The sequence below is a fragment of the Mesorhizobium ciceri biovar biserrulae genome, from assembly GCF_001618845.1.
Lineage (GTDB): Bacteria > Pseudomonadota > Alphaproteobacteria > Rhizobiales > Rhizobiaceae > Mesorhizobium > Mesorhizobium ciceri.
The window spans coordinates 1268008-1292937 of sequence record NZ_CP015064.1 but is presented as its reverse complement, the minus strand read 5'-3'; the positions used below and the strand labels follow the sequence as shown (position 1 = coordinate 1292937).

At 61.3% G+C, this 24930-nt stretch carries 26 protein-coding genes and 1 pseudogene; 8 read left to right on the top strand and 19 right to left on the bottom strand.

What is annotated here, in order from left to right:
- Window positions 1-19 precede the first annotated feature (19 nt).
- The 12 genes from A4R29_RS05735 to queC form a co-directional block, all read right to left on the bottom strand.
- Window positions 20-703, bottom strand: coding sequence for a lytic transglycosylase domain-containing protein (locus A4R29_RS05735; RefSeq protein ID WP_063171441.1), 684 nt, complete (start codon window positions 701-703; stop codon window positions 20-22).
- Window positions 691-1239: a S26 family signal peptidase gene (locus tag A4R29_RS05730; protein WP_063171440.1), complete on the bottom strand. Its 549-nt coding sequence runs from the start codon at window positions 1237-1239 to the stop codon at window positions 691-693. The genes A4R29_RS05735 and A4R29_RS05730 overlap by 13 nt, the downstream gene beginning before the upstream one ends.
- Window positions 1236-1472, bottom strand: a complete 237-nt coding sequence (locus tag A4R29_RS05725) for a helix-turn-helix transcriptional regulator (RefSeq protein ID WP_027164081.1) — start codon at window positions 1470-1472, stop codon at window positions 1236-1238. Before A4R29_RS05725 ends, A4R29_RS05730 begins: the two co-directional genes overlap by 4 nt.
- A gap of 150 nt (window positions 1473-1622) precedes the next feature.
- A complete protein-coding gene (locus A4R29_RS05720) occupies window positions 1623-1946 on the bottom strand; it encodes a DUF736 domain-containing protein (RefSeq protein WP_013533279.1) in 324 nt (107 codons plus the stop codon).
- Between the two features lie 523 nt (window positions 1947-2469).
- The gene (locus A4R29_RS05715; RefSeq protein WP_063171439.1) at window positions 2470-4197 is read right to left on the bottom strand and encodes a ParB/RepB/Spo0J family partition protein; all 1728 of its coding nucleotides are present in this window, start codon (window positions 4195-4197) and stop codon (window positions 2470-2472) included.
- 85 nt (window positions 4198-4282) lie between these two features.
- Window positions 4283-4693 carry a DUF2958 domain-containing protein gene (locus A4R29_RS05710; RefSeq protein WP_063171438.1) on the bottom strand — a complete coding sequence of 137 codons (411 nt, stop codon included), beginning with the start codon at window positions 4691-4693 and terminating at the stop codon, window positions 4283-4285.
- Entirely contained in the window at window positions 4690-4824 is a 135-nt protein-coding gene (locus tag A4R29_RS35345) for a hypothetical protein (RefSeq protein WP_276327770.1), read from the bottom strand. Before A4R29_RS35345 ends, A4R29_RS05710 begins: the two co-directional genes overlap by 4 nt.
- Window positions 4821-5783, bottom strand: a complete 963-nt coding sequence (locus A4R29_RS05705) for an ArdC family protein (protein ID WP_063171437.1) — start codon at window positions 5781-5783, stop codon at window positions 4821-4823. The genes A4R29_RS35345 and A4R29_RS05705 overlap by 4 nt, the downstream gene beginning before the upstream one ends.
- 666 nt (window positions 5784-6449) lie before the next feature.
- Window positions 6450-7157, bottom strand: a complete 708-nt coding sequence (locus A4R29_RS05700) for a DsbA family protein (RefSeq protein ID WP_063171436.1) — start codon at window positions 7155-7157, stop codon at window positions 6450-6452.
- Window positions 7158-7718: 561 nt separating this feature from the next.
- On the bottom strand, window positions 7719-8453 hold the full coding sequence (gene queE / locus A4R29_RS05695) for a 7-carboxy-7-deazaguanine synthase QueE (protein ID WP_063171435.1): 735 nt from the start codon (window positions 8451-8453) through the stop codon (window positions 7719-7721).
- A complete protein-coding gene (gene queD, locus A4R29_RS05690) occupies window positions 8450-8806 on the bottom strand; it encodes a 6-carboxytetrahydropterin synthase QueD (RefSeq protein WP_063171434.1) in 357 nt (118 codons plus the stop codon). Before queD ends, queE begins: the two co-directional genes overlap by 4 nt.
- Window positions 8806-9504 carry a 7-cyano-7-deazaguanine synthase QueC gene (gene queC, locus A4R29_RS05685; protein ID WP_063171433.1) on the bottom strand — a complete coding sequence of 233 codons (699 nt, stop codon included), beginning with the start codon at window positions 9502-9504 and terminating at the stop codon, window positions 8806-8808. Before queC ends, queD begins: the two co-directional genes overlap by 1 nt.
- A gap of 445 nt (window positions 9505-9949) precedes the next feature.
- Between queC and A4R29_RS05680 the strand changes: the two genes are divergently transcribed.
- The 5 genes and pseudogenes from A4R29_RS05680 to A4R29_RS05660 all read left to right on the top strand — a co-directional run bounded on the left by A4R29_RS05680 (window position 9950) and on the right by A4R29_RS05660 (window position 14629).
- Entirely contained in the window at window positions 9950-10339 is a 390-nt protein-coding gene (locus A4R29_RS05680) for a hypothetical protein (protein WP_027163134.1), read from the top strand.
- A 44-nt stretch (window positions 10340-10383) separates the two neighbouring features.
- Window positions 10384-10637 (top strand): annotated as a pseudogene (groEL, locus tag A4R29_RS05675) (chaperonin GroEL); the annotation flags it as partial.
- Window positions 10638-11649: 1012 nt separating this feature from the next.
- The gene (locus A4R29_RS05670; RefSeq protein ID WP_063171432.1) at window positions 11650-12999 is read left to right on the top strand and encodes an NAD(P)-dependent oxidoreductase; all 1350 of its coding nucleotides are present in this window, start codon (window positions 11650-11652) and stop codon (window positions 12997-12999) included.
- Window positions 12996-13703 carry a class I SAM-dependent DNA methyltransferase gene (locus A4R29_RS05665; protein ID WP_027163131.1) on the top strand — a complete coding sequence of 236 codons (708 nt, stop codon included), beginning with the start codon at window positions 12996-12998 and terminating at the stop codon, window positions 13701-13703. Before A4R29_RS05670 ends, A4R29_RS05665 begins: the two co-directional genes overlap by 4 nt.
- Window positions 13700-14629, top strand: coding sequence for an isopenicillin N synthase family dioxygenase (locus A4R29_RS05660; RefSeq protein ID WP_063171431.1), 930 nt, complete (start codon window positions 13700-13702; stop codon window positions 14627-14629). The genes A4R29_RS05665 and A4R29_RS05660 overlap by 4 nt, the downstream gene beginning before the upstream one ends.
- A gap of 403 nt (window positions 14630-15032) precedes the next feature.
- Here A4R29_RS05660 and A4R29_RS05655 read toward each other — a convergent pair whose 3' ends face one another.
- The 6 genes from A4R29_RS05655 to A4R29_RS05630 all read right to left on the bottom strand — a co-directional run bounded on the left by A4R29_RS05655 (window position 15033) and on the right by A4R29_RS05630 (window position 20850).
- Complete coding sequence (locus A4R29_RS05655) at window positions 15033-15377, bottom strand: DMT family transporter (protein ID WP_063171430.1); 345 nt, start codon at window positions 15375-15377, stop codon at window positions 15033-15035.
- A gap of 136 nt (window positions 15378-15513) precedes the next feature.
- Entirely contained in the window at window positions 15514-16569 is a 1056-nt protein-coding gene (locus A4R29_RS05650) for a quaternary amine ABC transporter ATP-binding protein (RefSeq protein WP_201787931.1), read from the bottom strand.
- Window positions 16566-17600 (bottom strand): ABC transporter permease, encoded by a 1035-nt coding sequence (locus A4R29_RS05645; RefSeq protein ID WP_063171428.1) that lies wholly within the window; start codon window positions 17598-17600, stop codon window positions 16566-16568. The genes A4R29_RS05650 and A4R29_RS05645 overlap by 4 nt, the downstream gene beginning before the upstream one ends.
- 175 nt (window positions 17601-17775) lie before the next feature.
- Window positions 17776-18747 carry an ABC transporter substrate-binding protein gene (locus A4R29_RS05640; RefSeq protein ID WP_063173590.1) on the bottom strand — a complete coding sequence of 324 codons (972 nt, stop codon included), beginning with the start codon at window positions 18745-18747 and terminating at the stop codon, window positions 17776-17778.
- A gap of 145 nt (window positions 18748-18892) precedes the next feature.
- Window positions 18893-19978 (bottom strand): mandelate racemase/muconate lactonizing enzyme family protein, encoded by a 1086-nt coding sequence (locus A4R29_RS05635; RefSeq protein ID WP_027163125.1) that lies wholly within the window; start codon window positions 19976-19978, stop codon window positions 18893-18895.
- A gap of 26 nt (window positions 19979-20004) precedes the next feature.
- Window positions 20005-20850, bottom strand: coding sequence for a LysR family transcriptional regulator (locus tag A4R29_RS05630; RefSeq protein WP_063171427.1), 846 nt, complete (start codon window positions 20848-20850; stop codon window positions 20005-20007).
- 144 nt (window positions 20851-20994) lie between these two features.
- Here A4R29_RS05630 and A4R29_RS05625 point away from each other — a divergent pair, with 144 nt between their 5' ends.
- The 3 genes from A4R29_RS05625 to A4R29_RS05615 all read left to right on the top strand — a co-directional run bounded on the left by A4R29_RS05625 (window position 20995) and on the right by A4R29_RS05615 (window position 23763).
- Window positions 20995-21903, top strand: a complete 909-nt coding sequence (locus A4R29_RS05625; protein ID WP_063171426.1) for an NAD(P)-dependent oxidoreductase — start codon at window positions 20995-20997, stop codon at window positions 21901-21903.
- 23 nt (window positions 21904-21926) lie between these two features.
- Window positions 21927-22700: a class II aldolase/adducin family protein gene (locus A4R29_RS05620; protein WP_027163123.1), complete on the top strand. Its 774-nt coding sequence runs from the start codon at window positions 21927-21929 to the stop codon at window positions 22698-22700.
- A 136-nt stretch (window positions 22701-22836) separates the two neighbouring features.
- Window positions 22837-23763, top strand: coding sequence for a 2-hydroxyacid dehydrogenase (locus A4R29_RS05615; RefSeq protein ID WP_050596327.1), 927 nt, complete (start codon window positions 22837-22839; stop codon window positions 23761-23763).
- 34 nt (window positions 23764-23797) lie between these two features.
- Here the strand turns inward: A4R29_RS05615 and A4R29_RS34055 are convergent, their stop codons facing one another.
- A complete protein-coding gene (locus tag A4R29_RS34055; protein WP_050596326.1) occupies window positions 23798-24874 on the bottom strand; it encodes a GlxA family transcriptional regulator in 1077 nt (358 codons plus the stop codon).
- Between the last annotated feature and the right edge of the window lie 56 nt (window positions 24875-24930).

The following is a 24930-nucleotide window of genomic DNA, read 5'->3' as shown; positions in this document are numbered from 1 at the left end:
GCGTCCGGCCCGCCCCTGGCTAGCGGTCCGGCTGCTTGACCTGTGCGACGTCCGTGCCCAGCGGCACGAAGAGATCGCCGTTTCGCGCGCCGGCGCGAACACCGTTTTGCAGGAAAAACAGCGAGCGCCCCGAGGGCGCATTTTGCCTGCCTGGAGCGACAGATTGGGCGTTGGATTTCTTCATGTCGGTGGCCGAAATCCCGGCCGCCGCGAGTTGCTTGAGATAGTCGACGGTCTCTTTCGGCAGCGGCTTGCCGCGCTTCAGACGCGCCTCGTAGCGCTCGGGGCCGGCGTTGTAAGCGGCAAACAGGCCGGGGAACCCGAAGCGCTCATACATGGCGCGGAGATAGGCCGTGCCGGCCAGAATGTTGTCGCGCGGATCGTGTGGATTTGGGCCGAGACCATGGGCCATGCGCATGTCCTCATACGTTTCCGGCATCAGCTGCATGAGGCCCATGGCGCCGGCGCGCGAGGTGATTGGCCGGCCGTCGAGCATCGTCCTGCCCCTGCTTTCGGCATCGATCACCGCGTAAATCCAGGCCTGGGGAATACGGAAACGCTTGCTTGCTTCGGCAACGAAGTGCTGCCATTTTCCAAGCTGCGGATTTTGGGAGATGGCGACCGGCTCAGCGCCGGTCGAGGCGGAACAGGCGCATGGCGCGACAGCGATCATGCCAAGCATCAGGAGGGTCACTCGGTCCATAGCGGCACGAGCCTCCCGATGACATTCGCGGCCGGCACCGGCCCGAAATAGCGGCTGTCGAAAGAGCGCGGCGCCTCGCCGTTCAGCACGAAGAATTCGTCGCAGGCGAGCGCGCGGCAGCCGCTCCACCAGGGCAGCGGACGGCCTTGGGTGTCGGTTGCGAGCCGACGCGCAACGATCTTGCCGCCGATGATGATCGCCTCGTTGAAGGCGCAGACACGTTCGTGCGGCAGCGCGGCAATGTGCTTTACAAGGGGAACGCGGTGCGGGAGATAGCCGCGTTCGGCAGCGAGGCCGGCGATGGCTTCGGGTGCGTCTGTGAGCACCAGGTCGCCGCGTGCGGGCGGTCCCGCCACGACGCGATAGAGGCCGACCGGCGCGCTCGCCGAGGCGTTCCAGATCAGCCAGGGGGACGGGTTTGCAAGGGGGCCAAAGGCAATCAGGCCCAGGGCAATCGCGGTCGCGGCGATCGCCCTTGTCGCGCGAACGCGACGCAGGCGGCTGCCGGTCAGACGGATGGAGGGACGCCGGCTCATGGGCGGCCCCCATCCCCGGAACCGGTTACCTTCTGGCCTTTCGACCACTCGTCGAGTTCGTCGATGTGGTAGCGCACATAACGGCCATGCTTGCGGAATTTCGGGCCGCCGCCGATGAGCCGCATCTTTTCCAGCGTGCGCTGGGAGAGCCCTATGTAGAAGGCGGCTTGGGCTGTGTTGAGAAACGGACTGCCCTTCTTGGCGCGGGCGGCGCGTTCGTTTTCGTCATCCATAATTGTCCTCGTGTCGCTTAAGGAGAAGCGACGGCGAGGATGGGCGAACGAGGTCGCCCCGGGGACGGGCGAAGAGTGGGGGGCGAGTTTTCGCCGCTCCTTGGGAAGAGCCCCGCGCCGGTTGCGGCGCGAGGCTCGGGGCCGATCGGATCAATCGGCCGGGTTCCAGATGATGGCGTAGGTGTCGTCATCGTCCTGGCCGGCGGCGCGGCCCAGATTGGCGTAGAGCTTGCGCGGCCCGAACTCCGGCGCTGCAATCGACAGGCTCACATAATCCTTGCCGGACGTCTCGCCGGTGCGGATCCAGCCGGCGCCAACTTCGACCCCTTGCGTCAGCACCCGGTAGTCGGGATGGTTGTCGGCGCTCTTGGCCTGGTTGGGGATGATGTCGATGTCGGCGCGGACGCTGAGCGTCTTGAGCTGGCCCTTGTAGGCGCCGTTTTCCTGCTTGTTGACGTAACCGATCGCGGTCATTTCGAAGTCTCCTTTTCAAGTCGCTGGGGACCATCCCCTGCGATGGCGGACCGTGATGGACGCGTCCGGAGCGCCTGAACCCGACAGGGCCGAAGCGCCAGCGGAGGACCCGAGCAGGCAGCTTTTTTGCAGCGGAGCGGCGCGAGGAAGCCGCCGCAGGCGGCGGGGAAAAAAGCTGCTGGCGAGGGTTTCGGGCGGCCGGACCCGTCCATAGGTCAACAAGCCAGCCGCAGGGGATGGTCCTGGCAACGAGCATGGAGTTCGTGGCAAGCGCGGTCGCTGCAGCCAACCAGGAAGGGCCGGGATCGGAGGACTGCGGCTGATGCCGCGCCATGCCGACAAGAGATCGTGCCTACGGGTCGGGCGCCAGAACAGGCATCCGACGGTCTGATCGATGCGCGGGATCAAGGCGGTTTGGACCGTGCCGCGTGAGACGGGGCAAAGGTCACGAACATGCGGCCATTGCGACCGGGGTACGATGCCGAGCGGCGGCCACTTTGGAGGCCGCCGCCCAGCCTGACGTCTATTGGCAGCCGAACAGGGAGCGGACCCGGGCCCATTGATCGGCGGTGCGCAAGCCGCCTCGCTGCGTGTAGCTTTCGACCGGGAATTTCATCCAGCGCGGCAGCCAGCTTCCCACCTTCTCGCGGCCGTTCTCGCCGGAAAGAAAGTCGCGGATGATCGTCTTTTGCGTCTTCACCTTCTCGGCGACATTGCCGTCCGCGACATGCTTGCCGCCGAGTTCGGCTAGCATGGAATTGGCAATTTCCTTGTCGCGCAACAGGTCGAAGAAGGCGTCGTCCGGTTGCCAGCAAGCGGCGAGGTCGACATTCAGATGATTGCCGAGCGCCTCGATGACGGCGCTGCCGGCTGCAAGCGTCTCGGCCATGACGATGCCAAGGAGGCGCAGGACATCGTCGTCGGACAGCGTCAGCAGATGCGCAAACAGGGTTGCCGTGCCGATGTCGCCGCCATTGCCGCCAGCGATTGTGCCATCCTCGTCGGATCGTCCAAGCAGCGCCAGGACCGCACGCCGCTTATTCGCGAAGGCGGCCTCGGCCTTGCAGGCTGCGAGGCTCGCGGCAACTGTCTCGTTGGCGGCGCGCTGCGGCTCTGTCCGCACCTGCCACAGGCTTGAGCCGGCGATCGCATGCGCCACCATCAGGCGAAGCGCTGCGGCCGGATGGTCGAGGAGCGCCAAGCGCACGGCGGCATGGCGGTGCAGATCGACATAGTTCTGCATCGGTCCGGTGAGTTCGGGCCGCGAGGGTTTGTCCGGGGTCTCGGCCTCAGCGGCCTCGCCATTGGCGCGGGCGCGGCGGGCTTCCTTGTGCGATAGCCAGCCCTCGTGACACCCCACCTCGCCGCGATGCGAGACTGATATGAAGACCTTGCCGCCTTTCTTCTTCGGCGTCTTTTCGTAGTCCCATGCGTGGAAATGCTGACCCGGCTCGAGCACGATCACGTCGCTCCATCCGGCCTCACGATAAGCATCGCGTCTGGCGGCGATGGCCTCGTTCTGCTTGAGCCAGAACAGGTCGGCGTCGGCAAAATAGCTTTCCTCGCCGAACAGATCGGAGACGATCAGGCCGCGATAATCCTCGATGGCAAACAGCGCCACCTTGGTCGAGATCGACTGGCCGCCGAACAGCCATTGCTTCAATTGCCAGCCGCGCGGCGCGCGGCTGTCGGGGTCGGCAAAGAGCGCCAGCCAGTCCTTCTGCTGCGCCTTCGAGGCCATGGTGAGATGGCGCACCGTCTCGGTGTCGATTTCCTCGCGGCGATAGGCTTCGCGAATCCTAGGCAGAAGCTCGCCGAGCGCCAGAATGCGCTTCACCTGATGCTGGGTGAGGCCGAAAGTGGCCGCGATATCGGCAATGGTGCGACCTTCCCTGATGAGGCGGGTAAAGGTTTCCCATTGCGAGACCTCGTCGGGATCGAGGCGGGCGATGTTTTCGATCAGGGAGGCTTCGAGCGCGTCGGCGTCGTCACCATCCTCCATGATGGCGCATGGCAGCGGCTCGGCCTCGCCGCGTTCGTCGGCGACGGTCTTGGCGGCGAAATAGCGTCGCCGTCCGGCGACGATCTCGAACGTTTCGGGCGAGCCGTTGGGCCGCACCAGTAGCGGAACGAGGACGCCGCGCGCACGCACCGACGGCAGGATGTCGGAGATGTCGGGCGCGCGTTTGGAATGTCGCATGTTGGCGGCGGCGACGCTCAATTGGTCGATGGAAACGTGGGCAAGCTGCATGGTCTTTCTCCTTTGCTGTGGCCTGAAAGTGCCTAAACCGCGAGGCCGCAGGCCGAGCGGCGCGACGGTTTTGCGCCGGATGGCGCTATTGTTCCGCCCGGTCGGGCGGAAGCTCGGGAGAGGAAAGCGAGAGGGCGGCGGCGGCCTGCCGCAAGAGCCGTTCGGCCTCGGTGATGTGGCCGCATAGCCGAGCGGCTTCGGCATAGACAGAGAGCGGAAACCGCGCCTTGAAATACAGGTCGCGCTCGATGCCGAGGCCAAGCGGTCCCTTGACTGCCTGGAGCTCGGCAAGGCTGACGCTGCCCAGTTCAGGGAAGCCGAAACCGAGATCACAAAGGCCGAAGAGTGTATCGCCATCGGCGTCGAGCTCGCTCAGAAGCCAGGTGGCGGCGCCCACCGGATTGAACAGTTTCACGACCGGAACATGGTCGGTTTCGGTCTCGGCAGCGCCATTGGCGAGCAGAAGAAGGCGCAGTTCGTCGGTGATCAGGATCATTGCGGCGTTCCTTCAAAACGGTTGGTGCTGATTGAGAGCGGCTGAGACAAACCCGCCGATATCGAGCGGCTTGTGCGCGGCGCGGCCGCATCGCGCGCCATCACAAGCGCAAGCCTGTCGGGCGCGCTCATGCGGCGATTTCGGCATGCGCCTGGCCTTCGACGTCGGCATTGAAGCCGAGCAGGAGATCGGCGGCTTTCGAGGCGTGGCTGGCGGCGCGGAAGATGGCGCGATTGTCCTCGCGCAGGACCGTTAGCCATGAGCCGATATAATCGGCATGGCGCACGGTCGGCTCGATGCCGATAGTGCTGCAGACGAAGGCTGCGCAGATTTCAGCGACCAGTTCCTCGCGCGCATAGGCCTTGCAGCCGAACGAGCCGGAGAGGTCGCGCGCAAGGCGCGTCGGGTGGCCAGTCCAGTGGCCAAGCTCGTGAAAGCAGGTGCGGTAATAATTGATCTGCTGAAAGAAGGCCGGTTGCGGCGGCACCTGAATGAAGTCGCTGCCCGGCGTGTAGAAAGCGCGATCGCCGCCGATGCGGACATCCGCGCCGGTTGCGCGAATGAGCGCCTCGGCCTGCGGGATGATCTGGCGCTGCGGCAGCGGATCGGCGGCGGCATGGAGATGTTCGGGCAGGTTTTCGCACTGCGCGACATTGAAGACGGTGAAGCGCTTCAGGTAAGGCACCGCCTGTGGTTCGTCGCCATCGGCCTTGGCGCGTTGCTTTTCGTTTTTCGGGACAAAGCGGTCGGCGTGAACGATGGTCGTGCCGCGCTCGCCTTTCCTGACATTGCCGCCAAGGGCAAGCGCCTGCCGAAAGGTCAGCCAGTTCTGGCTGGCATAGCTGCGCTCGATGACCGCGCCCCAGAGGATCAGGATATTGATGCCGGAATAGCGGCGCTCGGTGGCCGCATTCCTGGGCAGGCCAAGGCCTGCCTTTGCGCTTCCCCAGGGCTTGACCCATGGCACGATACCGCGCTCGAGCTCGGCAATGATGCGGTCCGTGATCTCCTGATAAAGGCTGGCGCCTGAGCGCCCGCCCCTGCTTGTGCCAGCCTTTCGGCTGCCGGAACGCTTGTTGTTTGAACGCATGCCCTGGTCCTCCGCTCGCAATCGCGCCCTCCCCCGGAAGCGGGGTGGGCGGCGAAAACGACCGGAAAGGCCCGCCGTGAAAGGCGAACCGCATCCGAAGGACCGGAACGGAGAGGAGGACCCGAAGCGCAGCGAAGGGTTGCGGGACGCCGCGGCGGGCCTAGAAGGGAGAGCCGCCCACCGCGCGCCACCGGGGAAGGCCACCATGAAAACCACGCCGGCCAATCGGCCGGCGGCCGTCAGCAGCCGCCAGGCTGCCCGAGCCAGGGGGCGAAGCCGGATGGCCGAGACCGCCCGAGCCTGCCGAGGAAAAAGCGGGCTCGGTGCACGAGCACCCGGCGCGCGCCTTCAGGTCGCGCGGGATTCAGGACTGGTGGTCGGGACCCCGCTGATGGTCATCACCATCGGATCCTTTGAGCCGATGTCGCAGGGCCGCGAATCTCACGCCTCGGCGCCCCTTGCTGGATCACAGCGTCCAGGAAGCGAGGTCGCAGCCGCCGCGAATGTTCGTTTGATGTAGCCGCACACCGGGAGACGGTGCCATGTTCGGCGTCGCGCCCGCCGGCGTCACGATGCGGTCAAGCCAACCACGAAAAAGGCGCTCAGGAGCACATCAAAACCACTCCGACAAACGAACCGGCGACCACAGCATTTGCCGACAGTATGTCAAGATGCCGATTTTGCAGCTGTCGAAGATTGTACCTTTGCCTTCGCGCGCGCTTCAGCGATGGAGCGTTGCAGTCTGGCCATCCCGATTTCCCCTGGGATCACTTCGTCGCCGATCACCAACGCAGGTGTGCCGTCGATATACAAATCTTTGGCGAGTGCGAAATTGCGTGTGATGGCATCTGTGATGGCCGGGTCTTGCATGTCCCGCTTCAGTTGCTCGAGATCGAGGCCCACACGCTCTGCAACGGTCAAGGCGCTGCGCTCGTTGATGGAGCCGGGGAAAGCCATGAGGGCGAGGTGGAACGCCTCGTACTTCCCCTGTTTGTGCGAGGCGAGCGCTGCGTGGGCTGCGAATCTGGAACCTGGCCCCAGGATTGGGAAGTCCTTGAACACAAGCTTCACATTGGGATCATCCCTGAGGGCTTGAATGAGGTGGAGGGCTGCCGCCCGGCAATAGCCGCAGTTGTAGTCGAAGAACGAGACAACAGCGATATCGCCCAAGGGATTGCCGGCGATTGGCGAGGCTGGGTCGTTGAGGAGGGCGTCGCGCCGCTGCGGAATGCGTATGCGCAAGTCAGCCGCTATCTGGCGCTGGTCTTCCAGACGCTGCAGGTACTCGGCCGCATCCTGACGATGTTTCAACACTCCCAGCGCGAACACCAAGAGAGCGATCGCCGAGACAAGCGCGGCATTTAATCGGGACATGGGTGGCTCCATCAAACATAAACGGCAGGACAGGACGCCCGCAGCACCGGCTCCCGCCGTGTGGCCGCGCTTCTCCCGTCGCCGCGCTCCGGTCAAGCGCCGCACCCCGGTGCCGCAAATAGCGTGCCAGTGGGGGCAGGAACGCAGGTGAGCGCTGCGCTGCGAAAAGGCCGGCTAGGACATTGGCGCGATCGCCGTTTGGCTTACGCAGCGGACACGAACACGGCGTGGCCACGCGCGACGGCTTTGGTCCGGCGCACCATGAAACGGCGGAACATGCGAAGGATTTGCGACGCAAAGTCGGGAACCATTCATGCCCATTCGGGGATTTGTTGGCGCTTCTGTCTCGGCACTTTGTAGAAAATGGTTTTGTGAGGTTTCACACGCGCGTGGTCACAAAGCCGGAGCGACAGCTAAGCCCCTCCGGTTCGCGCTCGCTTTGCAAGCGCCTGGTTGATCTCCGCGTTGAGCAGCGCGCGGTTGCGCCGGCAGCGCTGTCACATCCGCGTGAGTCCGTCAGCCGAAGATCCGACGGGTGCTGCGCCCACGGGCAAGTAGGAGCTAGACGGCCCTCCTGTTGCCCCAGAGCAGAACGTGCAGCTGCGGCAACACGCGGGCTTCGAACCACCCGTCTCGCGTCACCTTGTCGATCAGCCACTCCATGCGTCTCATGATTCCGTCAAGGTCGACAGGTGCGTCTTCATCGCCAAGGCGCGGTGGCGTGTGATTGCCAGGTTGCAGATAGACCGGGAGACGTGGAAATCGCGCGGCGGCGTCTTTGGCGAAGGCATAGTCACTCTCGTCGAAAACGACGAGCTTGAGCACGACTTGCGGCTTCTCCCGCGCCGCTTCGATGCACGCCTCCACGGCGGCCCAGTCGGGCCGCATTTCGCTCGACGGCGGCTTTGGGCTGAGGACCAGCACATCAAGCTCGGCAAACCAGTCCTTGACCACCGAACCCTGGGTTTCCAGCGCAAAGCGGTAGCCTTCGCCATGGCCTCGCTGAATCAGCCCGCCAAAGGGCTGAATGGCGGGGTTGCCGCCCGACAGCGACACCATCACTGGCCGGCCGCCGGAAAGCGCAACCACGCTTTGCCACACCGCATCCACCGGCATCATCTTCCATTCATGGCGGAACCGGTTGTCCACCGCATGGAGGCTGTCGCACCAGGAACAGCGGTAGTCACAGCCGCCGGTTCTGATGAAGACGGTCGGCAAACCGATGAGCACGCCCTCGCCCTGGATCGTCGGCCCAAATATCTCGCTGACCCGGATCGCCGGCTGCGTATCTGTCACGGCCGGTACTCCGCCCAGGTTTTCGGGGTTTCGCTCACCCTCACGGCCGCGGTTTCCGGCAGCCGTGCCTTGCACCATTCATAGAAATGCCTGGCCAAGTATTCCGCCGTGACCTGCTCATGTACCAACGCGTCGTTGAGGTGCCGGTGGTCCAAGCTCTCGTCGATATAGCGTTTGAGCGGCGCCAGATCGTGATAGTCGCGCACGAAGCCGTGCGCGTTCAGCTCCTCGGCCGAGAGCTCCACTTGGACGATGTAGTTATGCCCGTGCAGCCGCGCGCACTGATGTTCGGGTGGCAAGGAGGTGAGCTGATGCGAGGCCGAGAAGTGGAATTCCTTGGTGATGCGGAACATCAGGCGCTCCGCCTCCGCAGCGCCTCAAGCCAGAAATCGGTGTCCTCATACTCGGTCGGATCGGTGTGCTGTGCGAGATGAAACGCCTCGCGTCGCTCGACGCAGGTCCCGCACCGTCCGCAGTGACGCTCGCCGCCCTTGTAGCAGGACCAGGTCTGCGCAAATGGGGTTCCGTATCCTGCTCCATCGCCAACGATGTCCGCCTTTGTGAGGTTCACATAGGGCGTGTAAAGGCGGATCTGCGCGTCGCCGTCGAGCGCTCGGTCCTGCATCGTCTGGAAAGCTTCGATGAAGGCGGGACGGCAGTCTGGATAGATGAAATGGTCCCCGCCATGAGCGGCCATCGCCACCGCTTCCGCCTTATGCGCGGCGGCAAGACCAAACGCGATTGCCAGCATGATGGCGTTCCTGTTCGGCACCACCGTGATCTTCATGGTGTCTTCTGCGTAGTGGCCGTCGGGCACGTCGACACTGTCGGTCAGCGCCGAGCCGCGAAGGCCGCGGCCGATTTGGCGGATGTCGATGATCTGATGCGCAACGTTCAGTCGCTCCGCGCACAGTGTGGCGAATCTCAATTCTTGCCTGTGCCGCTGGCCGTAGTCGAAGGACAGGAGCCCGGTGAGTTCGTGCTCCGACGCCACTTTGTGGGCAAGGGAAACAGAGTCCAATCCGCCGGAGCAGACGACGAGAGTCTTCATCATGGTATCCTTGTTTTGACCGGGTAAGGCTGCGACCGGAGATTTCTCTGCGCTTCCCCTACCCCGGCCAGCCAACTTTGTGAACCCTGGCTGATGCGCTGACCCGGGGTGCTGTAGGGTCGCGAACGGGGGGACTGAGCCTCGTTGCTGGATGTTCTACCCCGGGCACATGTTCAGGAGCACAAATGCGGCGCGTCCTCGCGCCATGGGCTGTGGAGGCCACGCGCTGCTTGGCAAGGCGATGCGGAAGGGAGTGGACGCGAGTGCGCCAGGTCCAGGTTTAGCGGCGGTAGGCGTGCCCCCCGCTTCAGCATCGGTCCGACCGGACATCGCGGTCAGCCGGTGGCGGGGCGGCAAGACCGCTAAGGATTGGTCGTCAGCCGACATCTGTGAACAAGCCGTGTGCGTCGTTGCAATCACCCCTCCGTTGCGCGCTATTGCCGCCATGGCCTCGGATGAACTGGATTGGGCGATTTTCCAGATGGCGGTCGAAAGCGTCCGCTCCCTCTCGCTAAGCTTCAACGAAAGAGCCGTGGAGATAGCGGCGAGGAGCCAGGGTACCTTGGTTTTCGACGTGCGGGTGTACGGTGACGCGCAGGTGCAGAGGGTCGCAGCCATCCGGTATCGAGCCGAACGGACTGGCGTGGTGGCGTTGGACAGACAAGGCCTTGTTACCCACTATTGCATGGTGAACAGCACTTTCGCAGATCTGATGGCGCCGTTGGAGAACTGGACCAGCTTGCCCCTGGCGATGCAAGCCAAGATCGATGTTACCGTCCATGCCGGTCTCTTCCTCGGCGCCTTACGAAATGCCGGTCATATGCTTGGCGGTTAGCGCGACCGCAATGGATGTGTGATTTTGCGTCCGCCCGACCGCAGCCTGCCAGAGGGGTTGCCGATCTCGAGGACGCCTACATCTCCACGAGAAGAAACTCTCCAACCTGCAGGCCATGCTGCCAGTTCTTGAAGCCGTCGTGCAAACCTCCAAGCCGCTGCTCATCATCTCGGAAGACGTCAAGGAGGCCCTGGCCACACTGGTCGTCAACAAGCTGCGCGGTGGAATGAAGATCGCCGCGGTCAAGGCACCGGACTTCGGTCACCCGCATCAGGTCGACTTGGCGGAGCACGCGATAAAGTTCAGCACACATGCCAGGTGTCAGCTGGACCGGCACTGCCCTCATAACCGCACGGGCGTCTAGCCTGTCGGGAGCTTATTGAGATGTCCACACCCGTCTTTTGACATGCGCGACGCGGGCTTGGCGGGGGGTCTGTCGAGCGCCCCTCAACACTCACTCATATCCCGAGAGAAAGCAAAGTATCCCCTCGCCGGAACTGGCCCGAGGCGAGATCTCGGTCATGCGCGGTCTCTCGAAACGTATGGTGATTTCCTCGTGTGTCCGGCCGGCCTGCGCCTCCTGGGTTCAACCGGTTTTCGCTGCGCTCAATTCTGGAGGCCGGTTCCAAGGCGAGTTGCACCGAAGGCCGCGGACCGGATCGTCAGCCGGGCAGCTTGGTTGCACTACCGCCATGCTTAATCGCTCCATTGCAGGCCATGGTCTCTCGCGCTTCTCCTTTTGCCAGGCGAGGCGCGCCAGCTCACGTGTTGCCTGTGCGCGGCTCGGAAAAATACTCCCTTTTTGTCGACCAACCGCTCCAGTGATCCCGCGTTCCGGCTCCGTAGAGAAGTGGTGCGGCGTGACGCTTCCGAGTCCATGCAGCTCCGCCAGCTTCCACACCTATGGACGCTCGACCATGTAATCGGGGCGGACTTGGGCTTGAACGTTCAGCTTGCGGCCGCACGGCCCTCTCGATGATTTGGCGCACCCTCGCCTTCGACAAGCCATGTTCCTGAGCCAGGCGGCGAAGCGCTCGCCCATTAGCAAGCCTTCGACCCAGTCAGACTCACATCTTAGCCTGCGAGCGATCACCATGATCGATGATCGGTCGGTCGACCCGGATGAAAGACTCTCTAACTCCACGGCAAAGCACAATTGCATTTTTTTCCAACCACAATTTAACAATCGCCAGTAAATTTGCAACATAAACGCCAATTGTTTTCACACATTTCCCGTTGCTCCCATCGCTATGCCGGTGTCTATTTACTACTATTCGGCGTACCATTAAGAGAAGCGCGCGACTGCATCTATGAAAGGGAACCCAGTGTCTGCCGCAGGGGCTGTAAGCGCCGCTCATTTCCGCAATGTCGAACGCATCGGATTCATTGGTACCGGCAGCATGGGAAGACCGATGATCGCCAAGCTCCTGCAAGCCGGCTATCTGGTGAACGTCTACGATATCGATCCCGCAGCCGCGGAAGACGTGGTCGAAAAAGGAGCCCGGTGGCATGACGCACCACGCGGAGCGGCCCGCGATTGCGAAATTGTCATCACCTGCCTGCCGCTGCCACATGACGTCTTTGACAACATGACAGGCGAGCAAGGCGCGTTGGCCGGAATGACACCGGGCAGCGTGTGGATCGATACGTCCACGACCGACTATCACAACACGGTCGAGATCGCCCGTCGGGCGGCAGCAATTGGCGTCGATTCGCTAGAAGCACCCGCGAGCAACTTGTCCCACATGGGGGTCGATTTCGCCAATGTCAGCTTCTTCGTCGGGGGGCCATCGGAGGCCTATGTGCGTTCCGAGACGGTGTTGCAAACCATCGGAGCTGTCCCCTTCCATGTCGGAGACATCGGTCAGGGACAGTCAGCCAAATTGCTGACGAACCTGCTCTTTTACACTGCAGCCGTGGCGAGCGGCCACGCACTCTGCCAAAGCGTGCGAGAGGGCGTTCCAGCGCAGCAGGCGTGGCATAAGTTTGTCGCGTCGTCCGCAAACTCCGTTGCAATCGAGCAGTTCGTCCCGTTTCTCCTGGATGGCAGCTACGATCGCTCGTGCACTCTGGAGATCGCGGTGAAGGATATGGGCTTGACGGTCCAACTGGCGGACGAACTCGGCGTGGAATTGCCGATCGGGCGCGCGGTCGAAAGGCGCTATAGCGAGGCGGGACGGAAGTTCGACCGACACGACAGCCATCTGCGAGTCGTCGCGCTGGCGGAGATGGTCTTCGGCGTTCGACTGCAAGTGCCGGGCTATCGCGCGCCATCCAGGTACGGTGCTGACCCCAGGCATCCGCCAGACCAAGAATTCCTGACCGATCACATCGGAAGGATCAAACCCAAGCGTGAGCATGTGTTCCCGCTCGACGACGTCCCACTCACTGACATCCAGATCCGCTTGCTCAAGTCTCTGGTCGACGAGCTCACCCACGTCAATCGCCTGATCCTTGACGAGGCGTTTGATCTTGGACGCGGCATGGGCCTGAGCGATGTCTTGATCCACGACGTTATCACTTGGAGCGTGGGCGCCTCCGCATGGTCGGATAGCCATGCTCAGCAATACGGCAGCGAGCGGCTTGTGCATCTAGCCGGTGCCATTTCGCCGCTGACGATGCCGCATCTCATTTGCCCCCGAATGGAGGAACTGTCATGACCACCCTCGATCAGCAGACGGCATTGGCGCAAGCCGCGCGAAAGCGCATCAAGGATTCCCATACCCTCGATGGCGATGCCGGTAACTTGGTCCACTTCTATCGCGGATGGGCCAATTCCTACGAGTTGGATGTCGGTCGCGATGGATACTGCGGGCCGACGATCGTTGCGGAATTGGCGGGCACCGTGCAGACAGCGTATTTGGCCAATAAGCGAGCAGCCATCGCAATCCTGGACGCTGGGTGCGGAACAGGTCTGGTTGGCGTGGAACTGAAACGCCTCGGCTTCCAATTGATTGACGGGATCGACCTCTCCGAGGATATGGCGGAAAAGGCCCGGAAAACCCGCGCCTACCGGCACATCCAAGCCAAGATCGACCTTAACGGGCCGCTCTCCGACTGCTCCAGTGCGACCTACGATATCACGGTTTGCTGCGGCGTCTTCACGGTCGGTCACATCCGACCGGACGCACTGCGCGAACTGGCTCGCGTCACGCGTCCCAACGGATTCATCATCGTAAGCACCCGCAAGAGCTATGCGGAGGCTTCGTCCTTTGAAGGTGAGGTGCGTCGTCTGGAGGATGCGGGCGTGCTTGTGACGACCCAGCGTCTAAACGATGGCAAATACATCGCGGAGGAGGGCGCACACTACTGGGTCTTCCAGGTACCCGATAGAGCCACAGCACCAACGGAGAAACAGCTATGACCACGCTGCCGCAAATCTCACTGGCGAAACTGACAGCCGATGCAACGAGAAACGCAGAGCGCGAGCGCCTGCGCCTGGCCTGTGAAGAGTATGGGTTCTTCTATCTTGAGCACGGAATCCCGAAGGAACAGATCGCAGAAGCGATCCAGGCTTCCCGGCGGTTCTTCGCGCTGCCGCAGGCTGTCAAGGAGCGCTACGGTCACACCGCCCAATACGTGTACCCCGCCACCGCCCGCGGATACAGTCCGTTAAACGGCGAAACGCTACATCCCGAGGCCGGCCCTGATCCAAAGGAGATGTTTGACCTCGGAATCGAGAATGAAGGTGACCGACGTCCGTTTGCTGGCCGCACACGCCTTCCGGATAACGCGGTGGCTCCTGGTTTCGCTCGAAGCCTGCAAGCTTTGCAGGCGACTGTGGTCAACGAGGTTGTGCCGCAGCTCGGGACCGCGCTTGCCGACTTGCTCGATATGGAAGAGGACTGGTTCCGGCGCCATTTCAGCCCACCGACGGTACTCCAGCGTGTGATCCGATATCCATCCGCTGGTGGCACGGCCGGAAAGCATACCGACAACGGGTTCTTTACGCTGCTGCTGCAGGAGGAACTCCCCACGCGCTCCTTGCAGGTGTGGTTCGGGGGACGCTGGGTGCCGGCGCCCAGCTTGCCCGACAGTCTCGTTGTGAATCTGGGCGACATGCTTCAGGCCTTGAGCGATGACCAATTCAAGAGCACGCCCCATCAGGTCGTGCACACCGGTCCTGCCGAACGAATTTCCCTTCCCTTCTTTATCTATCCCGACATTGACGCTCGCCTGACTTCCCGGCAAGGGAAGCACACCTTTAGCGTCGCGGAAGTGATGCTGCGCAACTTCGAATCGATCTGGCAAACCGGAAACGGCGCCGGACGGGCGCGAGAGTTGCGGTAGGCGGGTTTGGCTCGGTTTTCTTGAGGTGCCCAAATCGGTGACGGCACACCCCTCACGTTCGCCAGCGGACACCTCGCGAATTTAAGCAGCGCCATATGGCTGATCGGGGTAGCTCAGCGCTGCGAAAGCTATTATCGTGCTGCGCCTGGGCCATCATCGTCGTTGCTGCGCCCCGTCCTGCTGACAGTCCGATCTTCTTTGGGTCGTCTTTCATATCCTCGAACGTCAGAGCCAACTGGTCGATCTACCGCGGTCACGTTGGCAGTGGATTTGGGCTTGAACTTAGCGGTCTGTATCTGCTCCCGGCAATCAGCGCTTTCTCCGATGCATTCCCACAGTCACGGCGAGCTCGGCCAAACGTTCATGCCCTCGACCGCCAAGGCGACCAAACGAAAACCCGCGATCAGTGACCAACAGTCTTGGAGAAAACGTTGATCACTGCGACGCCGCAAATAATCAGGATGATCCCCAATACCGCAGGCAGATCAAGTGGCGTCCTATAGACCTGAACGCTCACTATGGTTGTCAGCACGATGCCGACGCCGCACCAGATTGCGTATGTGACACCCAGGGGAATCAATTTGAGGGCATGGGAGAGAAAGAACAATGCGACGACGAAGCTGGCGATGGCAGCTGCAGTAGGTCCAGGCTTCGTGAATTGCCGTGTTTCGGGCAACAGCGATGAACCGATGACCTCGGATACAATGCCCAGCACCAGGGCGCTGTAAGCTATGACCAGAGGGTTCATGAAGTCACCTCCCCGAGCGACGCCTGACAAGCCTCTCCAGAAGGGTGCGCAGCCAAGGCGTACGGCATTTTCGCGGCAACAGTGAGGTCCATTCGGTCGACGAGCGCCATGGGAATCCCATTGTCATGGTCCTTACCTATATGTTGCTGTGGTGCCGCCCGGTCGAGGCTGTGGGTACAAGCGCTTTCAAAACGTCCGTCATCCTGAGCGTGCCCACGCGGGCTCCGTCCGAGTGCACTGCAAAGAATTTGTCAGCAGCTCCCTGGGATCGCAGGATCGCCCGCTCCAAGGTCTCGTCCCCGTCGAGGACTTCATAGCCGTCGTCGTCAGTGATCGTCTTCTCCATTACCGATCGGACGCGCAGGACGCGGGCGCGATTGATATCGCTGACGAAGTCTTCAATGTAAATGTCGGCCGGGTTGAGGAGGATGTATTGCGGCTCTCCCTGCTGCACGATCTCGCCGTCCTTCAAGATGACCAGGTGATCCGCAAGCTTGAGAGCCTCATCGAGGTCATGAGTGATGAATACGACGGTCTTCTGAAGGTCCTTCTGCAGCTCGAGGAGAAGGTCCTGCATGCTCGACCGGATGAGCGGGTCCAGCGCTGAATAGGCTTCGTCCATGAGCATCAGCTCAGAGTTCGACGTTAGAGCCCGGGCGAGGCCAACGCGCTGCTGCATGCCCCCCGAGAGCTGATGGGGATAGAGCGCCTCCGAGCCCGCGAGGCCGACCCTGCTCAGCCACTTGCGGGCCGTTTCATCAGTTTTGGCCCGTCCGTCTCCGCGGACCGAGCATGGCATGCCGGCGTTTCGCAGCACCGTCTCATGCGGAAGCAACGCAAACTTCTGAAAGACCATCGACATCTGGGTCCGGCGCAGTTGCTGGAGTCTGGCCCGGTCGAGCTTCATGATGTCTGTACCATTAACGATAATCTCACCCGCTGTGGGGTCGACGAGGCGGTTGAGGTGACGGATCAGGGTTGATTTTCCCGAGCCCGAGAGGCCCATGATCACAGTGATTTCGCCCTTTTTGATCTCGACGTTGATGTCGCGTAGCCCGAGCACATGGCCGTGGGTCTGCAGCATGTCCTTCTTATGCATCCCCGCCTTCGCGTAAGACACCATGGCTGACGCATTGTTGCCGAAGATCTTGTAGAGGTTGCGGATTGATACGAAGCTCTCGGTCATGCTCATGTCCGCGGCTGGTGCATCTTGTTGACGCGCTGGAGGGCCGCCCGGCTGACTCGGTCAAGCACAATGGCCAGGAGAACAATGCCGAGGCCTGCGACGAGGCCGACGCCGAGTTCAAGTTTGTTGATACCGCGCAGGACAAGCGTTCCCAAGCCAGGCGCAGACACTAGCGAAGCGATGACGACCATGGATAAAGACAGCATGATGGTCTGGTTGATGCCCGCCATAATGTTCGGCAAAGCGAGTGGCAACTGGACGCGATAGAGCTTTTGCGAGGAGGTCATGCCAAACGCCTCCCCCGCTTCCAGAACGTCCTTGTCCACCAACCGGATGCCCAGATTGGTAAGCCTGATAGATGGGACGATCGCATAGAAAATGATTGCGATGCCGTAGAGCTTCGGCTCCGTAACGCTGAACAGGAAGATCAGCGGGATAAGATAGACGAAGGTGGGCAGCGTCTGTAGCAGGTCGAGAAAAGGCGTCAGCCAACGCTCCAGGCGGTTGCTGCGTGACATCGCTATGCCGATCGGCACCCCTAACAGGACACAGATGAAGGTACAGACCATGATGATGGCGAGGGTCTGCATGGCGTAGCCAAAGTGATCAATGAACGCCAGGGCTAAAAATGCCGCCAGTACGAAGATCGTCACGCCGATGCGGCGCCCGGCAAAATGGGCGATGGCGACCAGGATTATGATCGCCGCCCACCATGGAAGAGACTGCATCAGGTCGATGGCGTTGCGCAGCGCCCAACTCAATGGCTGGGTAACCGGGTCCAGAACGACTTTCACGGGGTCTTTCACATCAAGGAACAGGCGTTCCAACCCGGCTGTCATGTCGCGGGTGCGCGGGATGGCGCCGCAGGCCTTGTGAAGGACGTCCAGGGATGGAAACGGGAAAGATTCGGCTTGGTCGGTCCCCGCCGCGCCAGCCTTGGCAAGTAGATCGTCCATCGACATGGGACCGCCGATGGCGCCGGCATCGCACCAGAACCGCAGTCCAAGCGAGTCAAAAGCTCTTTCGTACGCTGTCATGGATCGCCTTATATCGCGGGAATCCGGCAGCCACGCTCATCAGAGCGTGGCCACCGGAACTGGAGGAGATTTGCTTGTCGACGTTTGAGGTGCCGCCAAGCCTTCGCGCCTTGCCAAATTCACTCAAAAGGTCGATCACCTCCGTTGGGTGCGGAGCCCAGGTGAATGACGGATCTCACTTGAGGACTGCCGCGAGCTTTTCCTTGGCTTCGGGGCTGAGCCAGTCCGCCCAAATCGTTTTGTAGGTGGTCAGAAAGTGGACCGCCGATTCGTCGGCCGAAGCCTTCTTGCTATCCTGCCAGGCCAGTGTCTCGCTCATCTGCTCATTTGTGAAGGTCACCTTGGACATGAGCGCTGCAATCTCCGGCTCGCGCTTCTCGAAATCCGTCGTCGCTGCCGTCACCACCTCTGCCGGCGGATAGGCCGACTTGCCGGGTGTCTTGCAGGCTTCTACCGCGTTGCAGGCGTGAATCTCGGGGACGTACGGGCCAATGTCGACCTTGACCATCTTGTACTTGCCGAGAACGGACGTCGGACCCCAATAGTAACCGAACCAAGGCTGCTTATTCTCGTTGGCCGCAGCTATCGCGGCTGCCAATGTCTCTCCGGAGCCGTGATTGAAAACTTCTATGCCGTGGCCTTTAAGATCGAAAGCCTCAGCCAAATGGTCGTTGGTTATCTTACAACCCCAGCCTTCCGGGCAATTGTGGAATTTGCCGCCCACCCAGTCGGGGTGCGCCAGAATGCCGTCGATCTTCGCAAGTTCCGGATGTTCATCCACGAGGTATTGCGGAACCCACCATGCATCAATGCCGCCGGGGGTGAGGACATGGCCCAGCGTCTTGACTTTGCCGGCGGCCACCAATCCTGGATAAGCCGGCGCGCCATTGAGCCAGAGTTCGGTGACAATGTCGGGGCGGCCGGTCTCAGCAACGGAGGTGACTGCCGTAGCCGTGGCCGATGGGACCACCGTGACCTTGCAGCCGTATCCCTGCTCCATCAGGAACTTGGAAACGGCAGTGACGATCGAGCCCGAGGCCCAGTTCATCTCGGTGATCGTGACGTCGCCGCATTTTGCTTCGGCCGCGGTCGCCGCGAGCGTTGCGATGAATACAGCGGCGCTGAGTTTCAACGTGCGTGAGAGCATTGCCTTCTCCTGTCGGTTTTCCATTCCAGGCGATGTCCTCGGCAGCCTGCGCTACCGGGCCGGTTCCCCCACGTCGTCAATTATAGGATCACCTAGCATTTAACTAACGAATATAATTCGACCCTGACATCGAGTTATTCGATGCTCAATCGGCGGCGAAGCGAGTCACTGCGGCCTCGTCGAAGGTAAAACCTGTCCCGGGACGGGTGGGAATCAGGATGTCGCCATTCACGATCTCCATCTCTTCGCGAAAAAGTGGGGCGTACCACGGCATATGCTCGACGGAGATACAATTGGCGGCTGAGCCGGCAATGCAAAGGCTGTGCTCCGTGAAAATATGGGTGGAAATGGGCAGGCAATACGCCTCCGCCAAGGCTGCCACCCGGCGCATTTCGGTGAGCCCACCAATCCTTTGGAGGTCCGGCATCAGCACATCGGCGGCGCGTGCTTCGATCGTGTTGCGGATGCCGAAGCGGGTCCACTCCGTTTCACCCGAGGCAATCGCAATGTGGAGCGCATTCCGGACCTCGGCCTGGCCGATGAGGTCGTGGACGGAAACCGGTTCTTCGAGCCAGCCGACGTCGAGTTCCTCGAGCATCCGGCCTAGGCGGATCGCCTGCTTCGGCCTGAGCGCCTGGTTGGCGTCCGCGAGGAGTTCGATTGAGGGTCCAACCGCCTCGCGGACAGCCCTGACGCGCTCAAAATCCTCTCGAGGGTTTTCTTTGCCGACCCGAACCTTCATCGCCCGGAAACCCTGGTCCAGGAAGGTCGCCGCTTCATCGACCAGCTCGTCAATGCTCTGGGACAACCAGAGCCCGCCACTGGCATATGTGCGGATGCGATCCCTGCACGCTCCGAACAGATGGTGCAGCGGCCGGTCAGCACTTTTGCCGACCAGATCCCAGCAGGCCGTGTCGAGCGCGGAGAGCGCGGAGATCGTGACGCCCGCATAACCGGTCGGATTGATTTCAGACCAGATGGCCGAATTGATCGCCGCCACGTAGTGGGGATCCTGGCCGACAATGCGATGCGAAAAGCCGCGGACCATTTCGTCGAACGATTTGAGCCGGACTGAATTCAACGTGAAGATATAGCTTTGGCCAACCAGTCCGGTGTCGGTTTCTAAGTATACAAGCAGGCATCCGACCGATCGCATGTTATGAATGGCGGTCGTGATCGGCTTAACAAAAGGTACGTCGGTCAGTCGTGTCTTCAACGCTGTGATTTTCATGTCATTCTCCGGCAAGGGACTGGAATTCAGGTGATTGTGTCGCGCAGGGCCTGCACAGCGGTTTCGATAAATTCCGGCGCAATGACGTCAATACGAACGGCGACGAAGACTGTCCGTTGAAACCGTGGTGCTCCCTCGACGACATGCAGGCGTCCGGACCTGACCTGAGACGCCACGGATTCGGCGAGAAAATACCCGGAGCCGTTGTTGGCCAGGATATGATCCATGGCTACCGCGGAACTGCGGATTGTGAGTTTGTGGCTGAAAACGCCCGGAAAATGCATGCTGTGCTGAGCCCGGAACGTCTCGCCCCAATCCACGAACACGTACCCCGGGACAACCCCGCTCTCCACCGGACGCGGCTTCGACGAGACCATCACGAGTTCTTCGCTGATGAGCGGCTCAATCCGTGCTTCCGCGCAATGGCGCGGATCATAAAGGACGGCAATGTCAAGCAGGCCGGCGCGCAGTTTCTCCATGAGAATGTCCGAGCGCTCGCTGATGGCGCTCGCGACTCCGTCGGGCAGCGCCTTTGCCATTCGTTCCAGCCAGCCCGGCACGACGCGCGGCCAATGATTGTCTTCAACACCCAGCGTGACAAAGGCATTCAGGCCTTCCGGTAGCGTCGCAACTTGCTGACCCCGCTCCCAGGAACGCACGATATTCACTGCGCTTGCGTGGAATTGATGACCGCCCGTCGTAAGCGCCACTCCGTTGCGCTTACGGTGAAACAGTTGGCGGTTCAGTCGGCGTTCAAGCGCCTTTATCCGGGCGCTGATGGTCGACTGGGTGACATTGAGTTGGTCGGCGGCATGCTGGAAGCTGCCCGTCGTGGCGACTTCCAAAAAAGCCTTGATGTGCTCGATGTTCACGAAGGAAACCCCCTTAAATCGAATTCCTCGATATGAGTCGGTAATTATATTCGTTTGCCACGTCAACCAGAGTGAGGAAGAGTGGGCGGGTAGAAAAAGCGCCGGCGTGACGGAGCAAACTTTGGCTGGCCAACGGAGACATTTATGCGGATTGCATTCATCGGGTTGGGCAACATGGGCGGGCCAATGGCCAGCAATCTGGCGCGTGCCGGGTACGAGCTTGCCCTTTTCGACCTGGATTCAAATAAGGTCGAGGCCGTGCGGGCGACTGGCGCAGCGGCCGGCAACCGAGCAATCTCGTCCGCCCCCACCGCTGCGGAGGCGGCCGCCGGAGCCGACATAGCCTTCACATCGCTGCCAAACCCGAAGATCATCGAGGCCGTGGCGCTGTCCGAACAGGGCATTCTCGCCGGGCTGCCGAAAGCCGCCGTCTGGATTGACCTTTCAACCAACAATCTGGAGTGCGAACGACGCATCCGCGCTGCTGCCACCGACCGGGAGATTGCGTTTCTTGACGCACCGGTAACTGGCGGGATTGAAGGAGCAGCTGCCGGTACTCTGATGATCATGGTTGGCGGCGACAAGCATGTATTTGCGCGGTGCAAGCCAGTTCTGGAAAAGATTGGCAACCGGATCATGCATCTTGGCCCTCATGGAGCTGGCTACGTGGCCAAGATTTCGCAGGTGGTGCTTTGCTACCTCAACTCGGTCGCGCTGAGTGAAGCCCTGATGCTGGGAGTGATGGGCGGGGTTCCTGCCGCGACGATGCTTGGGATCATTCAAGGCAGCACTGGAGCGAGCTATGTCGCGGACCGATACGGTCCGGCTATTCTTGACGGAAGCTACGATCCTGGCTTTGCGCTCGGTCTTGCACATAAAGATTTGGTCCTGACCCTGGAGCTGGCAAGGACGGTTGGCGCCACGTTGCCCATGTGTGAACAGGTTGAGGCAATCTACAAAAAAGCTGTCGACCAGTACGGGTTTGACCAGAACCACCTCATGGCCGTGAAGCTCTTGGAAGAGCAGAATGGCACATTCCTCCGCTCCATCTGACAATACGATCGAAAGGACAACCAATGGCACATGAGATGAAAGCCGAGGACTTCAGCGTCCAGGGCGGCCATGCGAACATCTCCAAGGAAGAATGGGAAGCGCGCGTCGACCTCGCTGCTCTGTACCGCCTCGCCAACATGTATGGCTATGACGATCTTATCTGGAACCACATCACCATGCGTGTCCCAGGCACCGATCACCAGTTCCTTCTGAACCGCTTCGGTCTGCTTTATAATGAGGTGACGGCGTCGAACCTGATCAAGGTCGACGAGCAGGGAAAGGTCCTTTACGGCCCGCCGGACGTCAACACCGCAGGGTTCGTCATCCATTCAGCAATCCATAACACCCATCACGACATGAAGGTCGTGTTCCATAGCCACGCGCCGGCGGGTCTCGCCATCACGGCGCTACAGGATGGGCTGGAGTTCCTGACGCAGGACGGCTCGATGCTTTGGGGCGACATCGGCTATCACGACTGGGAAGGCCTGTCGCTGACCCTCGAGGAGCGGGATCGTCTCGCCAAGAACATCGAAGGCAAGAAATGCCTGATCATGAAAAACCACGGGTTCCTTGCAGTCGGGGCGAACGCTGGCGAAGCGTTCATGAACCTTTATTACACCGTCCGCGCGTGCCGTGTACTGATCGATGCCTATTCCACCGGCCTGAAGCTCGACAAGAGCAGTGAGGACATCTGGCGGCTGGCGCACCGCCAATACGACGATTTCCCGCTCGGCAAATATGAGTGGCCGGCGCTGTTGCGCCAGTGCGACCGGGTCGATCCTTCGTATCGCTATTAATCGAATAGCTTGAACCCCCGGCGGCGACTGGCCGGGCTTTCCAGCGCCTACTGTCTGCAGAAGCCTTACGCGGAGGTCGAATGGCCAGCCGTTCCCTCCGTGCGGGCCTATTCTCCTCCAAGGGGCGCCCAAACCCATGACCATCCTGTTGAACAACCATGGCTACGATAACGAAAGTTGGCGAAGGGAAATAAGCCGCCAGCTTCCTGAATTGCCCGTCAAAGTGTTCGGTGAACCCATCGACCCCAACGAAGTCGTATATGCGATGGTCTGGAACCACCCTGCCGGCGATCTCAATCGCTATCCGAATCTCAAGGCAATCTTCTCGCTCGGCGCCGGTGCCGAGCATTTCGTAGCAGATGCAAGCTTGCCGGACGTCCCGGTAATTCTGCTCGCGGATCCGGCCGTCGCCCGCGACATGGCTGCCCATGCCCTCTACTGGGTACTAACGTTCCACCGGCGGTACGCGGACTACCGATCGCAGCAGCAAGACCGGATCTGGCATCGTAAGCAGATCGTCCCCACAAGAGAGTTTCGCGCTGGTGTATTCGGCCTGGGCCGCATCGGCACAGAGGTCGCCAGCCGCATTCGTGATTTTGGATATGCCGTGAGCGGTTGGGACCGCAGCGCTCGACAGATCGAGGGTATCGACTGCTATTCCGGAAAGAACTCGCTTGCTGAGTTCCTGGGCCGCAACGATGTGGTCATTAATGCCCTCCCCTTGTCCCCGAAAACCCGCCACTTCCTCGATGGCAAGATTTTCGCGGCGATGCGCCCAGGTGGGTTTTTCATCAACATCAGCCGGGGAGCGGTTGTCCATGATGAAGCCTTGCTAGACGCCCTTGACCGGGGGCACCTTTCCGGCGCCGCCCTAGATGCATTCGCCCAGGAACCGCTTCCTCCCGAGCATCGCTACTGGTCGCATCCCCAAGTGTTCGTTACGCCTCATATGTCCGGTGCAACATTTGCGTCGAGCGCAGTTGCCGTGATAGCCGACAATGTGCGCAGGCTTGAGCGCGGATTTGAAGTCTTTCCGCTGTTCAACCGGGAAGCAGGCTATTGACGCTGCCGGCATGCGGCCAAGCTCTTCCTTTGCATCACCGCCGCTCCGACAGGCCCGCAGTCGTGGCACGCTGCTGCGTCGACACGTTCAAGAACCGTCCGGCCGGAAGGTTGCGGGCTTCGTGAGGGGCGATCTGGTGCGCCTCTCGAAAACACCTCGAAAAGTGGGACGCCGACACGAAGCCGCAGCATACCGCAATTTCAAGAATCGGCATGGCCGACTGGGCCAGCAGGAGCTTCGCGTGTTCCAATCGCAATTCTCGGAAGTAGCGGCAGGGAGAGCGACCGATATCATTGCGAAACAGACGCTCCACCTGCCGCCGCGACAGCCCCGCAGCCGCCGCAAGGTCCGTCATGGTCAGCGGGGCGGCCAGATTCCTCTGCATCAATTCGATCAGTTTCACGACGATCGGGTTGAGCCTGCCATGCTGACGCAGCAGCGGCACTCGCTGGCGCTCATCGCCCGTGCGGACACGGCCGGCGACGGCCAACTCCGCAACGCTTACCGCAACAGGTTCGCCGCAATGATGTTTCACAAGCTCGATCATCATATCGAAGGCTCCCGTGCCGCCTGCGCAGCTCCAGATATCGTTGTCGACCTTGTAGACGGTCGCCTCCGCCTCGACGCGCATAAACCGCTCTTCGAATCCCGGCAGGGCCTCCCAATGGACGGCGCACTTGCGCTCATTGAGCAGACCAGCTTTCGCCAAAGCAGCGACACCACTCCCGAATGCGCCCGTGTCAATGCGGCGCTGCCGGCATTCGCGCAACCACGCGCTCAGCACCTTGGTTTCACGACCTTCATCAGGCTCATCGCCGCAGACGAGAGCCAGTGCGGGTCGTTCAGGCTGCTGCAGATACCTGCGTTCTTGGGCCAGGTCGGCGTCAGCCGCGACAACAATACCGCAACTGGCCCGCACGGCTTCGCCCAAGTGGGAAACCATACGCCAACGAAAGGCTTCCCGTCCGGCCGCTTTGTTGGCGAGGCGAAAGACGTCCAGGGCAGACGACAGAGCGAGGAGTTCGAACCCGTGCGCCAAGTAAAGGGTGACGGTAACTGGCTCATTGGCGGAAACGGACGCCCAAGCGTCGCGGGACCAGTGGTGGACCATGTCAGACTCTCCGCCGTGTTCTCTCAGCGACACCAGATAACCGGCTCGCGCCCTAT

Bases quoted from the DNA above. Each gene is read 5' to 3' on its own strand.
- A4R29_RS05625 (WP_063171426.1), top strand. From the start codon at position 20,995: ATGCGGATTGCATTCATCGGGTTGGGCAACATGGGCGGGCCAATGGCC.
- A4R29_RS35345 (WP_276327770.1), bottom strand. From the start codon at position 4,824: ATGAGCGCGCCCGACAGGCTTGCGCTTGTGATGGCGCGCGATGCGGCC.
- A4R29_RS05655 (WP_063171430.1), bottom strand. From the start codon at position 15,377: ATGAACCCTCTGGTCATAGCTTACAGCGCCCTGGTGCTGGGCATTGTA.
- A4R29_RS05705 (WP_063171437.1), bottom strand. From the start codon at position 5,783: ATGCGTTCAAACAACAAGCGTTCCGGCAGCCGAAAGGCTGGCACAAGC.
- A4R29_RS05725 (WP_027164081.1), bottom strand. From the start codon at position 1,472: ATGGATGACGAAAACGAACGCGCCGCCCGCGCCAAGAAGGGCAGTCCG.
- A4R29_RS05730 (WP_063171440.1), bottom strand. From the start codon at position 1,239: ATGAGCCGGCGTCCCTCCATCCGTCTGACCGGCAGCCGCCTGCGTCGC.
- A4R29_RS05615 (WP_050596327.1), top strand. From the start codon at position 22,837: ATGACCATCCTGTTGAACAACCATGGCTACGATAACGAAAGTTGGCGA.
- A4R29_RS05640 (WP_063173590.1), bottom strand. From the start codon at position 18,747: ATGCTCTCACGCACGTTGAAACTCAGCGCCGCTGTATTCATCGCAACG.
- A4R29_RS05650 (WP_201787931.1), bottom strand. From the start codon at position 16,569: ATGAGCATGACCGAGAGCTTCGTATCAATCCGCAACCTCTACAAGATC.
- A4R29_RS05715 (WP_063171439.1), bottom strand. From the start codon at position 4,197: ATGCAGCTTGCCCACGTTTCCATCGACCAATTGAGCGTCGCCGCCGCC.
- A4R29_RS34055 (WP_050596326.1), bottom strand. From the start codon at position 24,874: ATGGTCCACCACTGGTCCCGCGACGCTTGGGCGTCCGTTTCCGCCAAT.
- A4R29_RS05665 (WP_027163131.1), top strand. From the start codon at position 12,996: ATGACCACCCTCGATCAGCAGACGGCATTGGCGCAAGCCGCGCGAAAG.
- queD (WP_063171434.1), bottom strand. From the start codon at position 8,806: ATGTTCCGCATCACCAAGGAATTCCACTTCTCGGCCTCGCATCAGCTC.
- A4R29_RS05735 (WP_063171441.1), bottom strand. From the start codon at position 703: ATGGACCGAGTGACCCTCCTGATGCTTGGCATGATCGCTGTCGCGCCA.
- A4R29_RS05660 (WP_063171431.1), top strand. From the start codon at position 13,700: ATGACCACGCTGCCGCAAATCTCACTGGCGAAACTGACAGCCGATGCA.
- A4R29_RS05720 (WP_013533279.1), bottom strand. From the start codon at position 1,946: ATGACCGCGATCGGTTACGTCAACAAGCAGGAAAACGGCGCCTACAAG.
- A4R29_RS05635 (WP_027163125.1), bottom strand. From the start codon at position 19,978: ATGAAAATCACAGCGTTGAAGACACGACTGACCGACGTACCTTTTGTT.
- A4R29_RS05645 (WP_063171428.1), bottom strand. From the start codon at position 17,600: ATGACAGCGTACGAAAGAGCTTTTGACTCGCTTGGACTGCGGTTCTGG.
- A4R29_RS05700 (WP_063171436.1), bottom strand. From the start codon at position 7,157: ATGTCCCGATTAAATGCCGCGCTTGTCTCGGCGATCGCTCTCTTGGTG.
- queC (WP_063171433.1), bottom strand. From the start codon at position 9,504: ATGAAGACTCTCGTCGTCTGCTCCGGCGGATTGGACTCTGTTTCCCTT.
- A4R29_RS05620 (WP_027163123.1), top strand. From the start codon at position 21,927: ATGGCACATGAGATGAAAGCCGAGGACTTCAGCGTCCAGGGCGGCCAT.
- A4R29_RS05710 (WP_063171438.1), bottom strand. From the start codon at position 4,693: ATGATCCTGATCACCGACGAACTGCGCCTTCTTCTGCTCGCCAATGGC.
- A4R29_RS05670 (WP_063171432.1), top strand. From the start codon at position 11,650: ATGAAAGGGAACCCAGTGTCTGCCGCAGGGGCTGTAAGCGCCGCTCAT.
- A4R29_RS05680 (WP_027163134.1), top strand. From the start codon at position 9,950: ATGGCCTCGGATGAACTGGATTGGGCGATTTTCCAGATGGCGGTCGAA.